The organism is Vibrio amylolyticus, from assembly GCF_023145695.1.
Lineage (GTDB): Bacteria > Pseudomonadota > Gammaproteobacteria > Enterobacterales > Vibrionaceae > Vibrio > Vibrio amylolyticus.
In genome coordinates this window covers 132187-145692 of record NZ_JAJHVV010000010.1, presented here as the reverse complement: position 1 = coordinate 145692, position 13506 = coordinate 132187, and the positions used below count along the sequence as shown (strand labels likewise).

The following is a 13506-nucleotide window of genomic DNA, read 5'->3' as shown; positions in this document are numbered from 1 at the left end:
GCAGCTAGAGCTTCAAATATGAAGAGTATTAGTGTTCGCGAGTCGCACGGAACTCAACCTCTGGAAAACGCTCTTTCGCTAGATTCAAGTTCACCATCGTTGGAGCAACATAAGAAAGGTTATCACCGCCATCAAGCGCTAAGTTTGCTTGGCTCTTACGCTTAAACTCTTCAAGCTTCTTGTCATCGTCACATTCAACCCAACGAGCCGTTGCAACATTCACACTTTCGTATATCGCTTCAACGTTATACTCAGACTTCAAACGAGCCACAACTACATCAAACTGTAGAACACCTACCGCACCAACAATCAAATCGTTATTTTGCAGCGGACGGAATACTTGTACTGCGCCCTCTTCAGATAACTGTACCAGACCTTTTAGTAGCTGCTTCTGTTTTAGTGGATCACGCAGACGAATACGACGGAACAGCTCAGGTGCAAAGTTTGGAATACCAGAGAATTTCAGGTTTTCACCTTGAGTAAAGGTATCACCAATTTGGATCTTACCATGGTTATGCAGACCGATGATGTCACCCGCGTACGCTTTTTCGGCACGAGAACGATCACCTGCCATAAAAGTAACTGCATCTGAAATACTCACGCTCTTACCGGTACGAACATGATTCATCTTCATACCTTGGCTATAAGTACCCGATACGATTCTCATAAAGGCAATACGGTCACGGTGTTTAGGGTCCATATTTGCTTGGATCTTAAACACAAAGCCAGAGAATTTCTCTTCTGTTGCGACGACTTCACGCTCATTGGCTTGGCGAGCTTGAGGACCAGGAGCCCACTCAGTCAGACCATCAAGCATGTGGTCAACACCAAAGTTACCCAATGCGGTACCGAAGTAAACAGGTGTTAGCTCACCCGCTAAGAAGAGTTCTTGGTCAAACTCTGGGCATGCCCCCATAACTAGCTCAATCTCTTCGCGAACACTTTCTGCTAAATCTGCACCAACTGCGTCATCTAGTTCAGGGTTATCTAGCCCTTTAATCGTGCGAACTTCTTGAATTTCATGCCCATGACCAGATTCATACAAAATCGTCTCATCACGATGAATGTGGTACACACCTTTAAACTCTTTACCGCAACCAATTGGCCATGAAATCGGTGCACAAGCCATTCCTAGCTCGCTTTCCACTTCATCCAATACTTCCATTGGATCACGAACATCACGGTCTAGCTTGTTCATAAAGGTAACAATAGGTGTATCGCGTAAGCGGGTAACTTCCATTAGCTTACGGGTACGATCTTCGACACCTTTTGCGGCATCGATAACCATCAAACAAGAGTCAACAGCCGTTAATGTACGGTACGTATCTTCTGAGAAGTCTTCGTGTCCAGGAGTATCAAGTAAGTTAACGAGGCAATCATTGTAAGGGAACTGCATCACAGACGTGGTTACTGAGATACCACGCTCTTTTTCCATCTCCATCCAATCTGACTTAGCATGCTGATTAGAGCCACGACCTTTAACCGTTCCCGCTTTTTGAATCGCGTTTCCGAATAACAGTACTTTCTCAGTAATGGTGGTTTTACCCGCATCCGGGTGAGATATGATAGCGAACGTTCTACGTTTAGAAACTTCACCAATAAATGGAGTATTTGACATGAAAAGGTCTTCTTTTGGGCTAGCGAGCTATGGATGACAACAAAACAGTGCCGAGCTAGCAATTCGATTCAATTTTGCGCGATATTCTCCCTTATATTTGCCTTAGGAGCAACTAAAGCCCGATTAATTCTAATCAATTGGCTTTGTTATTAATTTATCGACGATTATGGGCTATAACTAAGTAAGTGGAAGAAGCTTAATCGGCTATATCAAAATGAAAAGTAACTTCAAGAATCCAAAAGTAATGATGTATGAGCCTAAAAAGTAACTATGTATAAATCCAAGAAAATAAACTCTCTCGCATTTCGCCAAGCAAAAACAGTGTTTCTAGTATCAGTCATACTAGGACTGATTTTTAGTTTTTATCATATTTTAGTCGACCTACATAACGAACAAAAACGAATTGAAGAACACTACCAGTTTAAGCTTCTACAAAACTACTCAAATGCTAGTCAGGCCGCCTACCACTTAAACCATCTACTTGCAGAGCAAGTCGCCTCAAGCCTAATGATGGATAATGCTATTTATAAAGTAAAAATCATCGATGATTTTGGTGATACCCTCACTCAAAATGAGAGACAGATTGAGTCACAAAGCTCGTTTATTCGAATTCTATCGGACTACTTAACCCCTACCGCACCTATTTATAAAGCAGAGCTGCATCAACCTAACTCTAAACTCATCGTTGGAGAGCTCAGTTTTAGTGTTAATGGAACTAACATTGCGCAGAACTTTCTCACTAAAATGACACAGGCTATTCTGTTTGATTTAATTCGAAATATACTGTTGACTACCATCTTACTGGCATTCTTCTATTACAAGCTTTCTAAGCCGATTGTCACCTTAATTACATGGGTAAAATCACTGCAAGACAAACAAAAATCTGTCCCTATTCCAGTACAAAAACACCACGACGAGTTGGGAGAGCTTGCGATTTCATTTCATAACTTATGGCAGCAACGAGAAGAGGCTGAAGCTCAGTTAAATCGACTCGCCTATTACGATACGCTGACTGGATTAGCGAACCGAGCATTGTTATTACAAACACTTAGTGAATATATAGAGAACGCTCATCAATCTCACTCTACAGGGGTGCTGTTCTACTTAGATTTAGACCGCTTTAAAACCATTAATGACTCGTTAGGGCATACGATTGGCGATAATCTACTTAAAGCCATTTCAGGTCGAATTGAATCCTGGTTACAAAAAGAACATATCGCAGCCCGAATTGGCGGCGATGAATTTGCGGTACTTATTCCAGAAATAGCGAGCGATGACGCAGGTAACATTGCTAAGCAGCTTCTCGCTCTGATTTCTAACCCCTACTCTATTGATGAACACCAACTTTACTGCACCGTAACCATTGGCATTTCTGTGTTCCCATCCGTCGGCGCAACCAATATCGATGTGCTTCGACAAGCCGATACAGCTTTATATAGAGCCAAGAGCGCAGGTAGAAATAATTACATGTTTTACGAGCCTGAAATGCAGGCACAAGTTGAATCATTTTTAGCAATTGAGAAAGGGCTTCATGAGGCATTAAACAGCGATCAGCTTGAGCTCTACTATCAACCACAAATTAACGAAAAACATCAGATTGTGGGAGTAGAAGCGCTGATACGCTGGAATCACCCAGAAAGAGGTCTATTGCCACCTGGGGTATTCATGCCTATTGCAGAAGAGACGGGGCAAATTCTTCCTATTGGGGATTGGATCATAGAGCAGGCTTGTTATCAGTACTCTCAATGGAAGGAGCAAGGTGTACTACCTCCGACTTTTCGTCGCTTAGCCATCAACATAAGCCCTCTGCAGTTTTCAAAAGACTCATTTGTTGATCATATCACTCAAGCGTTGTCCCAGTCAGGGATCACCGGAGAACACATTGAGTTAGAGATCACAGAAAGCCTGTTACTAGAGAATGTAGAAAGTGCCATTCAAAAAATGGCGATGCTAAAAGAGCATCAACTCAAAATCTCTATTGACGACTTTGGGACGGGTTACTCATCGCTACGCTACTTAAAGCTTCTCTCTGCTGATGTGCTTAAAATTGATCGCTCATTTGTCACCAAGCTCCATTTAGATGAGAGTGATCAGGCTATCGTCGATACGATAGTCATGACGGCAAGACGATTGAATCTAGAGGTAATTGCCGAAGGCGTTGAAGACCAATATGAGCTTCACGCCCTTAAAAAATTAGGCTGTGACCAGTTCCAAGGCTACCTATTTGATAAACCTTTGCCTGCTTCTGAAGTCGTGAGTAGGTTTGAGAAAAACCTCTATCAAGTTCCAGAAAGAGAAGAGCAAGCACATGAAGTAAAAGCGCTACCAAAGTAAGACCAAGTGATCAGACTACCATGTGAGCGTTAGCAACCTTAGTGGCTGAAAGATACTTTCACTTAAAGTGTAGCGACTAGAAAAACAGATAACTCATGATAATCGCGTCTTCTTTCCCTTTATCTGTCGGGTAATAATTAACGCGTCTATCAAGCTCATTAAACCCGACTGACTCATAGAGTTGATAGGCTTTCTTATTGCTCTCTCTTACCTCAAGCCAAGCGCTCTCTGCTTTCGCTTTCTCACACATTGATAAGAAGAACTCCGTCAACGTTTTACCGTAGCCTTTACCTTGAGATTCAGTTGCAACCGCAATATTGAGTAACGTCACTTCACCAACAATATTTTGCGCGTAAAAATACCCGACCACTTTATCGTCCACCAACATGACATGATGGCAAGCGCCACGGCTATTTACATCGCGAATCATAGACTCAGACCAAGGGTGCGTATGAGCACTGCGTTCTATCGTATAAACCGACGCTGTATGTGATTCGTTAAGCGGGATAATTTCAAACATGGTTAATTACTCGTAAGAACAAATTTGCTGCCAAAGTGCTCTTCGGTGCTCATTGTGACCATTAATGGAAGAAAGTAGTGGCGTAGTCAGTTTTTTTGTTGAAAGAGTCTCACTCATTTGAGCGTCCTCTCCAGCATACCAAACCCATGCGATATTGTGCTCGCCTAGCGCTGATAACTGTTCTGGGTAGACATGTTGAGCTTGGTCGATCTCCAGTTTGATACTTTTCAAAACACGCTCAAACATAACAGCAAGCTCTCCGGTTGGAAGCTCATTGGATACAAGCAACAATTGGCAAGTGGTTGGTAGATTAAACCGTGCCACTTGGAAACCTTGTAGTCGCTCAGGGTGACTTAATTGCCAAGCATCGATGCCCATTTCTTGTAAATATTGAAGTTCGGTATGTGCCATGACAGAAACCTGAGTAGAGAAAACGCGTCGATCCTAACAAATATCATTAATAAGGGAAGCGGTTAATCAACTTAGATAAAGCAATTAACCTGAACTTCAATTATCCGAGTTCATTAAACTCGGGACAATATTCAATCAACCCAGAATGCGGCTTCATATAACCATCAGCCAGTTCAACAATTTGGAACGCGCCTTCAGGTACATTCCACTGGCACTCAAAACCGTGCTCGGCTGCATTAGTAAATCCGAAACGAGAATAGTAGTTAGGATCGCCTAGTACCACACAAACCGGGTAACCGAACTCAAGCAATGAAGAGAGTCCTTCCTTTACCACTGCCTCTGCGATCCCTTGATTACGGTAACCCTCTTTCACACATACTGGCGCTAGCCCCTGCCAAGCATGGTCTTCACCTTCAACCAATACAGGGCTAAACATAGCATGAGCAATCACTTCACCCTCATCATTGCAGGCGATCAGAGAAAGCGTTAAATGACTATTTTCACGTAGCTTCATCACTAGATTCGCTTCCGCATCAGTATCAAACGCTGCTTTAACTAAGCGGTCAATGGCTAAGATATCAGCGGGAGCTTCAGTTCGTATAAGCATTCACAGCCTCATTTGTATTGGTAGGCGGTTGAACGCCTTTTTGCACAAAGTCCGCTAGTTGGGCTAAGACTATCTGCATCGGTTTTGGCAGCAATTCAAGGTCAACGCTATCCATTAGATTTTTCACTTCCAAGCCAAGCTCAGTATCACCTTCAATGGATAAACGGCGCTGGAAGAAAAGCGTGTCCGGATCTTCTTTTCGTCCCGCAATAAGGACTAAATCATTTAAATCACCAGAGAAGCTAACATCTTCTTGAACAGGCTTGTCTGCTACAATCAATTTCTCTTGTTGATAGCTTATATACCAACTCAGTGCTATATCGCGCACTTCGATTTTTAGCCACTTGCCCTCAAGAAACTCAAAATCTCCATCTTCAAGCGCCTCTTTAAAAACCGCTTTCATTGATTCTAATAAGGCTTTTTTTTGAACAGTCCGAGGCAAAAAGTGGACTGGAGATCGCAAAATTGACGCTGCATTTTGAACTAGTTGAGTACGAATCTTGTTAATCACGCGGGTTATCCGTTACTTTGTAAATATAATGTTTCATCATAATAGATGTATTCATATCGATTCCTGTCATGTGTCAAAGAACTCAACATTTAACCTTCACCCTTTTAAGGCTATAGGGCAAGAGACTTTTACATATTAAGATTCACAGGTATAGTAAATATATCGTCTCATGTTTCACCGTCCCTGTGAAACTTAAAACGCAAATGGAGAGTTGGTAGTTATTGATGCCTGCGCAACAATTACAGCACTGGTTTGAGAAGATTACGCTACACAGCCCATTCTTTTTTGCCATCCTAGATGAGCAACATAACTACAGTATGGTCAATGAACGATACTGCGATATCGCAGGTCTTTCGTTAACCGATCTCATAGGGATGAATGACACTAAAATTCTTGGTAGTCATTTTTACCAACATATTAAGCCATATTATGAACGTGCGTTTAAGGGAGAGACACTTGAGGCAGAGATAACACTGCACGATATTGATGTCGACACCAGCTTACACTTCAGCTTATCGCCAATCGTTAATGGTCAAAAAGTTGAACAGGTTGTCTTTCATGCCATTGATACTTCTGAAAAACAGATTCTAATTCGCTCTCTGGAAGAGTCTGAAAGCAAATATTCAACGCTGACATCACTGCTTCCTGACGGCCTACTTCTCGTAGAAGATGACTGTATTATCTCTGCCAACACCTCAGCCGTTCGTCTGTTAGGGTTAAACTCGTCAGCAGACCTGTTAGGTGAGGACCTCTCTAGATTATTTGTCGATGAGAAAAGTAAAACCGTATTCAATACACCTTTAAGCCAGCTGCTAACAGAAAAACCCTTTACCTGCCTGACTGGCCCTCGCTGTGGTTTGGAACGAAAAGTTCAACTTCAAGCAGATACAACTATCGTACTTGGCAACCAATCGAAACTGGTATTAATTCAAGATGCTGATAACGCCCAAAAGCTTTTATCGACATCGCATGAAGATGCACATATTGATTCTTTAACCGGATCATTTAATCGCTTTGGTTTTACCAAGCGTTTAGAGCAGTTCATTCAAAATGAAACGCCGCTCATCATGCTTTACCTAGATATCGATAACTTTAAGAATATCAACGACTCTTTGGGCCATCACATTGGTGACAAGGTCATCCGAGAGGTCTCCTCTCGATTAAAGCGCCTACTTCCACAGCAAGCTATTCTTGGTCATTTAGGAGGGGATGAGTTTGGTTTAATTCTACCTCAGCCCGAGAACAATCGAATGGCTGAGATCTTAGCTGAGCGTATCATAGGGCTCATTAACCAACCTTTTGATCTTCACCATTTTAGTAAGCGCTTATCATGTTCTATTGGCAGCGTGGCCTACCCTGGCGATGGTAACGATGCGCGTATTTTGCTGCAAAATGCGGATACCGCTATGTACGAGGCCAAAGATCGAGGTCGAAACCGTCTGATTAAGTTCAATGATCAGATGAATAAAGAGGCCCGTATGAGGCTTTGGCTTGAAATCGAGCTGCAAAAAGCCTTACAACAAAATGGCCTTGAAGTATGGTATCAGCCAAAGGTTAACGCTCGTGATTTTAGCATTAATGGCGCTGAGGCTCTGATCCGCTGGAAACACCCTGTTGAAGGCTACATAAGCCCTGCGGCTTTTATTCCTGTTGCTGAAAAAGCAGGATTGATCGAACACCTTGGACGAGTGGTCATGCGGGAAGTATTTGCAACCGTGAAGCGCTGGAAGCTTCAGGGAATTTTACCGGGACGCGTGGCAATCAATTTATCTCCAGAGCAGTTTGGTAATCCAAAACTGATTGACTATATGGAAAAACTGCTTCGCTCTACGGGTCTTGATCCAAACTGCATCACCTTTGAATTAACTGAGAGTGCAGTGATGAGTGACAGTGAGCATACGTTGCAAATGCTTAATGCTATCAAAAAGTTAGGCTTCTCACTGTCTATCGATGACTTTGGTACGGGGTACTCTTCCTTATCCTACCTAGCTCGGTTCCCAATTGATGAACTTAAAATCGATCGCGCCTTTATTACTGATATCGACACACTACCAAAGCAGGTTACTGTTATAGAGAACATCATCAATTTAGGTAAGTCTCTTAATCTATCAGTGGTTGCAGAAGGCGTTGAAACTCAGCAGCAAGCGACTCTGTTGTCTCATTTAAATTGCCACTCTATTCAAGGTTTTCATTTTTATCGCCCTCAGCCCAAGCAAGAAGTTGAAGAGCTTTTCGCACAAAACCGTCGTCACAAAAGCTAATAACCGAACCGCTGAAGCTCTGCACGCTACCTACATTTAGCTATTTATTGATGGAAAGCCGCTTTATTCACTCAAACCTGCCTTACATCAAATTCGCTATTCATAATCCTTCATAAAATGCGCTCTCTTTTTGGAAATTTGGTACTTAACAATGGAACTTTTATGCCCTGCAGGTAATTTACCAGCACTCAAAACGGCCATCGATTGTGGTGCTGATGCGGTATATATTGGCTTTAAAGATGACACGAATGCACGTCACTTTGCCGGCCTAAACTTTACTGGCAAAAAATTAGATAAGGCCGTTCAGTACGTTCATGACCGTCATAAAAAAATTCACGTCGCATTGAACACGTTTGCTCACCCTAACGGGTTTGAGCGCTGGACTAACGCCGTAGACAATGCAGCCGCAATTGGTGTTGATGCCTTAATCGTTGCTGACATAGCGGTTCTTGAATACGCCGCAAACAAATATCCTGAACTTGAATTGCACTTATCAGTACAAGCATCAGCGACGAACGTTGCAGCCATCAATTTCTACAAGCAAAACTTTAACGTTAAGCGTGTCGTACTGCCTCGTGTTCTATCCATACATCAAGTCAAACAGCTCTCTCGCAACATTCCAAATGGCGTTGATTTAGAAGTGTTTGCCTTTGGCAGTTTGTGCATCATGGCAGAAGGTCGTTGCTACCTATCCTCTTACATGACGGGTGAGTCACCCAATACCGTCGGTGCTTGCTCTCCTGCAAAATATGTTCGCTGGCAAGAGACGGAGACAGGATTAGAGTCTCGTTTAAATGAGATCCTCATTGATCGATACGCAGCAGGAGAAAATGCAGGCTACCCAACACTATGTAAAGGCCGCTTTGAAACAGAGGTTGAAGGTGAGTCTAAGTTGTACCATGCTTTAGAAGAGCCAACGAGTCTCAATACTCTCTCTATGCTTCCTGAATTATTTGCTGCTAATGTTGCCTCGGTAAAAATTGAAGGCCGCCAACGCAGCCCTGCCTACGTAGAACAAGTGACAAGAACATGGCGAGCAGCCATTGACCGTTATTTGGCTAACCCTGAAGGTTATCAAGTTGAAGCTGCTTGGAATACAGCCTTGGCTAACGTATCGGAAGGAACTCAAACTACACTCGGTGCTTATCACCGAAAGTGGCAATAGAGGGTCAGTTATGAAGAACAGCATGGAAAATACAATGAAATATGCCCTTGGCCCACTGCTTTACTTTTGGCCAAAACAAGATGTCGATGACTTCTATCAGCAAGCAAAAGAGAGCTCTTCCGATATTATCTATCTCGGTGAAGCTGTTTGTTCAAAGCGTAGAGAAATGAAAGCAGCCCATTGGTTTGACATAGCTAAAGAGCTCGCGGGTAGTGGGAAGCAGGTCGTTCTCTCTACTATGGCCCTGTTAGAAGCGCCGAGTGAAGTCAATGTTATGAAGCGCTACATTGATAATGGCGACTTTGCTATTGAAGCCAATGATGTCTCTGCTATCCAATTAGCTTATGAGCACAAAACGCCTTTTGTTGTCGGCCCTGCCGTCAATACTTACAATGCTCACACCCTTAAATTGTTTCTAAAACAAGGGATGATTCGCTGGTGTATGCCTGTCGAACTATCAAGAGACTGGCTTGGTAACGTACTCAACCAATGTGATGAGCTTGGGATTAGAAACCAATTTGAAGTAGAAGTCTTTAGTCATGGTTATCTTCCACTTGCCTATTCAGCACGTTGTTTTACCGCTCGCGCCGAGAATAAAGCGAAAGATGATTGCGAGACTTGCTGCATTAAATACCCGACAGGCATGCAGGTTCACAGCCAAGAAGGCCAATCTGTCTTTAATCTAAACGGAATCCAGACTCAATCAGGCTACTGTTATAACTTGATCAATGATTTACCAAGCATGAAGGGGCTGGTAGATGTGGTACGCCTAAGTCCACTCGGACTAACTACCTTTAGCGATGTCGATCAGTTTAGAGCCAATGAAAACGGTCAACAGCCACAACAGATACTGGATAAGCAGTGTAATGGTTACTGGCACCAACTTGCAGGTCTTGATGTAAAAAACGTTTAACGACAGCCTTTGTCTGCAAAACCCGATCAAAGGCTTAGCGCATGCTAAGCCTTTTTAGTTGGTTGGATAATGTTAAGCATTGTTATGTTTGTGCAACCACCATATTTTGATTCTCAAATTGCTTTAGGTCTTTCAATAGCATTACAATCACCACGATGCTTATCGCGATATTAGAGAGTGGATAGGCAATCCAAACCCCATGAATACCCCAAACCTTAGGCAGCACGTAGAGAAACGGCAGCTGAATAAGCATATTACCAACAGTCACAAACATCGCTTTGCTACCTTTGTTTACCGCCTGATAGTACGCCGCAGTGACGACTAAGAAGCCATCTAAGAACAGAGCAAACAAATGTAAGCGAATACCTAAGATTGCTGACTCAATTAACTCACTATCCTCAGAGTTAAAAATCATCACCGTTTGATAAGGGAATAAATTCAACAATACAATAAATGCTATTCCACCAAGTACGGCAGTCACCATCGCTATATTCAGTAACTTACGTACATTATCGAGCCTTTTCGCCCCATAGTTATAACTCACTAAAGGCTGCATACCATTGGCAACACCCTCTACCGTGAGATAATAAACCGTCACGATATAGCCTAAGACGGCGTAAGCCCCTACTAGCATCATGTTGCCATATTGAGTAAACAGAGCATTATGCAGCGCCACCATCATGGAGCCATAGGCGTACATAAAAAAGCTCGATACACCTATGAATACGATCTGAGGTAAAGCATCCCATCGTACGACTAAGCACGTGATGCTAAGGCGAACCTTTGCACGAGATGAGAAGAAGTAACCTAATCCAAGTATCGTTACTACCGCCTGTGCTATCCCTGTGGCGATAGCAGCTCCCTGTAACTCCCAACCTAGCCAAGCAATGAAGATAAAATCCAATACGATATTGATAATCGCACCAATGATCATCAATATCGTCGCTAAGTTCGGACTGTCATCATTTCTAAGTAAGAATGGCGTAGCAATCGAACCGAGGGAACAGACACTGGTAATGATCAAGATATCTAAATACTGGACACCTAGCTCAAGCACTTTGCCAGACGCACCTTGTAGTAAGAGAAGATCATCAGACAAAAACCACAAACTAATCGCTACGATAGGAGCCAGAGCCAGAAGTATAAGTAGGCCAGTGGCGAGTATCTGTTTAGCTTCTAAAGCTTTCCCTTCTCCCTGCTTTATGGAAACCAAGGCACCAGTACCAACACCAATCATCATCCCTAGCCCTAATATGGTGCCAATAACAGGCCAAGCTAAGTTAATTCCAGCAAGCCCATCAGCCCCAACGTAGTGACCAATGAATATGCCATCAACGACTTGATATAGGCCATTAACAAGCATTGCAGCAACGGTCGGGATCGTATAACGCCAAAATTGACGATATATGTTGTTACTCATCTTTATTTCTCACTGTTTCATTCAATCTTATTAACTCGAACATTACCAAAACATTTAGTTAGTATGGCTAACTAAATGGCTAAATTTTTGGTTAGGCCGCTATTTTAAAGCTAGATTTAAAAGGATGTTTAGCTGTTCAACTTGCTGACTTGATAAGTTGCCTTCAAGCTTTTCTGCCATCGCTTTATACACACTACTTTCATCCTCTAACCCTAACCTCGCTTTCTCAGTTAATACAACCCGTTTAGAGCGAGCATCCTCAGGACAATTTAGTCGCATCGCTAACCCTTTTCTCTCTAACCGCTTAACCATGTTGGTCGCAGAAGGTTTCGTCACCTCCATCTTATCTGATAAGTCGGTTAATCTAATGGGATCTTTCGCCGCTTGAATCACTTTCAGGTAATCGTATTCATTAAAGCTTAACTGGCTAATGGGATCGGCTTTATTCTGCTGTCTCCATATTTTAGAAGCGAATCGTTCAATTTTTTCTAAGTTATCACTGAGCATCTTAAATTCAAATTAGTTAGCCAAGCTAACTATTCTAGCGTAATTTGTACTTACCGCAACAAAATTGTTGATCAAATAGTTAAATTAAGGGTAATAAAAAACCGCCTCTTATTTCAGAGAGGCGGTTCTTAGAGTGGCTTACCTGCTAATTTTTCAGGTTGACTAAAGGTTTATTGGGCAGGTGAATTACTTTTAGCTTGCTGCTCTTCTTCTGCTTCAAGCTTCGCGTCCAATTTGGCCTGCGCCAATTGCTCAGCTTTTACTTGATTGTAGATGCGGCTCAATTCTAAAAATGAGTATCGATGCTCAACATATTCAAAGACATTGCCAGCAAGCGCTAACTTATACAATGAAATAGCACTAGCAAAGTCACCTTCTTGTTGATAACGTTTTGCCATATAGAAGTAAACTTCCGTCAAGCGCTGAGCTAATAACGTATTATCTCGTGTACCAACTAAAATCGCTTTAAACGCATTTTCTTCTGAGATTTCGTTTAGTGTTAAGCCAACTAAAACCCAACCCCACTCTTCGCTACGAGCATCGTATCGAGCCTTTAACTCAGCTTTAGCGACATCAAGATCTAATTCAGACTGAATAATATAGAGCCAAAGCGCACCAAATGGATCACTGGTATCTCGTTCAAAGTGCTGAGACATTTCTTCAAATGCGAGATCAATTCGACCACCATAATACAGAGCAATCGCGCGATTTCTTTCCGCGTATGAATTATCTGGGTCAAGCTCTAACGTTGAGTCAAAAGCTTCGTAAGCGGCATCAAATTCACCGACTTGGGTAAAATAGACACCTAGCAAATTAAAAATATCTGGCTGAGCCGGATTTAATGAAAGTGACTGATTGAAATCCAACCGAGCTAAATCACGCAAGCCAACACTGTCATAGTAGTTGCCGCGTTCATAATGCATTTTAGCTCTGACTTCGTCTTGTAAATCAGCACGTTGAAGAAGCTGTGTTAAACGCGCAATTTGCACTTCTTGTTGAACACTCGCTTGTAGTGGCACCGCCATTGGTGGATAAATCCACTGCTCTTGCTCAGTTGTAGAGGTAGATGCACAACCTGCTGTAACCAACAAAACTGCACTGATTGTGGCGCTACGAAACCATTTCACAAATAGATACTCCTGTCGCCCAACATGAATTTGCTGGAAATTAGATGATAAAAAAGGGAGCGATAATGCTCCCTTTATAACATGCTTTATACTCAATAGGTTAATTACCTAG

At 42.5% G+C, this 13506-nt stretch carries 12 protein-coding genes; 4 read left to right on the top strand and 8 right to left on the bottom strand.

From position 1 onward, the window contains the following. Positions 1–28: 28 nt before the first annotated feature. The gene (prfC, locus tag KP803_RS16345) at positions 29–1618 is read right to left on the bottom strand and encodes a peptide chain release factor 3 (RefSeq protein ID WP_248009927.1); all 1590 of its coding nucleotides are present in this window, start codon (positions 1616–1618) and stop codon (positions 29–31) included. Positions 1619–1888: 270 nt separating this feature from the next. Here prfC and KP803_RS16340 point away from each other — a divergent pair, with 270 nt between their 5' ends. Beyond that, on the top strand, positions 1889–3952 hold the full coding sequence (locus KP803_RS16340; protein WP_248009926.1) for a putative bifunctional diguanylate cyclase/phosphodiesterase: 2064 nt from the start codon (positions 1889–1891) through the stop codon (positions 3950–3952). 76 nt (positions 3953–4028) lie between these two features. Here the strand turns inward: KP803_RS16340 and rimI are convergent, their stop codons facing one another. From rimI to ubiT, 4 genes are all read right to left on the bottom strand, one after another. Beyond that, positions 4029–4472: a ribosomal protein S18-alanine N-acetyltransferase gene (gene rimI / locus KP803_RS16335; protein ID WP_248009925.1), complete on the bottom strand. Its 444-nt coding sequence runs from the start codon at positions 4470–4472 to the stop codon at positions 4029–4031. A 6-nt stretch (positions 4473–4478) separates the two neighbouring features. Further along, positions 4479–4883, bottom strand: coding sequence for a DNA polymerase III subunit psi (locus KP803_RS16330; protein ID WP_248009924.1), 405 nt, complete (start codon positions 4881–4883; stop codon positions 4479–4481). 100 nt (positions 4884–4983) lie between these two features. Beyond that, positions 4984–5490: a GNAT family N-acetyltransferase gene (locus tag KP803_RS16325; RefSeq protein ID WP_248009923.1), complete on the bottom strand. Its 507-nt coding sequence runs from the start codon at positions 5488–5490 to the stop codon at positions 4984–4986. Further along, a complete protein-coding gene (ubiT, locus tag KP803_RS16320; RefSeq protein ID WP_248009922.1) occupies positions 5474–6001 on the bottom strand; it encodes a ubiquinone anaerobic biosynthesis accessory factor UbiT in 528 nt (175 codons plus the stop codon). Before ubiT ends, KP803_RS16325 begins: the two co-directional genes overlap by 17 nt. Before the next feature lie 224 nt (positions 6002–6225). Between ubiT and KP803_RS16315 the strand changes: the two genes are divergently transcribed. From KP803_RS16315 to KP803_RS16305, 3 genes are all read left to right on the top strand, one after another. Further along, complete coding sequence (locus KP803_RS16315) at positions 6226–8262, top strand: sensor domain-containing protein (RefSeq protein ID WP_248009921.1); 2037 nt, start codon at positions 6226–6228, stop codon at positions 8260–8262. A 151-nt stretch (positions 8263–8413) separates the two neighbouring features. Beyond that, positions 8414–9427 (top strand): ubiquinone anaerobic biosynthesis protein UbiU, encoded by a 1014-nt coding sequence (gene ubiU / locus KP803_RS16310; protein ID WP_248009920.1) that lies wholly within the window; start codon positions 8414–8416, stop codon positions 9425–9427. Positions 9428–9461: 34 nt separating this feature from the next. After that, positions 9462–10340, top strand: a complete 879-nt coding sequence (locus KP803_RS16305; protein WP_248009975.1) for a U32 family peptidase — start codon at positions 9462–9464, stop codon at positions 10338–10340. 82 nt (positions 10341–10422) lie between these two features. On the opposite strand, the gene KP803_RS16300 is transcribed toward KP803_RS16305, so the two are convergent. The 3 genes from KP803_RS16300 to nlpI form a co-directional block, all read right to left on the bottom strand. Continuing rightward, positions 10423–11760 carry an MATE family efflux transporter gene (locus KP803_RS16300; protein WP_248009919.1) on the bottom strand — a complete coding sequence of 446 codons (1338 nt, stop codon included), beginning with the start codon at positions 11758–11760 and terminating at the stop codon, positions 10423–10425. 99 nt (positions 11761–11859) lie between these two features. Then, positions 11860–12267 (bottom strand): MarR family winged helix-turn-helix transcriptional regulator, encoded by a 408-nt coding sequence (locus KP803_RS16295; RefSeq protein ID WP_248009918.1) that lies wholly within the window; start codon positions 12265–12267, stop codon positions 11860–11862. A gap of 170 nt (positions 12268–12437) precedes the next feature. Continuing rightward, positions 12438–13394, bottom strand: coding sequence for a lipoprotein NlpI (gene nlpI, locus KP803_RS16290; RefSeq protein ID WP_248009917.1), 957 nt, complete (start codon positions 13392–13394; stop codon positions 12438–12440). Positions 13395–13506 lie beyond the last annotated feature (112 nt).

Bases quoted from the DNA above. Each gene is read 5' to 3' on its own strand.
- prfC (WP_248009927.1), bottom strand. From the start codon at position 1,618: ATGTCAAATACTCCATTTATTGGTGAAGTTTCTAAACGTAGAACGTTC.
- KP803_RS16340 (WP_248009926.1), top strand. From the start codon at position 1,889: ATGTATAAATCCAAGAAAATAAACTCTCTCGCATTTCGCCAAGCAAAA.
- rimI (WP_248009925.1), bottom strand. From the start codon at position 4,472: ATGTTTGAAATTATCCCGCTTAACGAATCACATACAGCGTCGGTTTAT.
- KP803_RS16330 (WP_248009924.1), bottom strand. From the start codon at position 4,883: ATGGCACATACCGAACTTCAATATTTACAAGAAATGGGCATCGATGCT.
- KP803_RS16325 (WP_248009923.1), bottom strand. From the start codon at position 5,490: ATGCTTATACGAACTGAAGCTCCCGCTGATATCTTAGCCATTGACCGC.
- KP803_RS16315 (WP_248009921.1), top strand. From the start codon at position 6,226: ATGCCTGCGCAACAATTACAGCACTGGTTTGAGAAGATTACGCTACAC.
- ubiU (WP_248009920.1), top strand. From the start codon at position 8,414: ATGGAACTTTTATGCCCTGCAGGTAATTTACCAGCACTCAAAACGGCC.
- KP803_RS16305 (WP_248009975.1), top strand. From the start codon at position 9,462: ATGAAATATGCCCTTGGCCCACTGCTTTACTTTTGGCCAAAACAAGAT.
- KP803_RS16300 (WP_248009919.1), bottom strand. From the start codon at position 11,760: ATGAGTAACAACATATATCGTCAATTTTGGCGTTATACGATCCCGACC.
- KP803_RS16295 (WP_248009918.1), bottom strand. From the start codon at position 12,267: ATGCTCAGTGATAACTTAGAAAAAATTGAACGATTCGCTTCTAAAATA.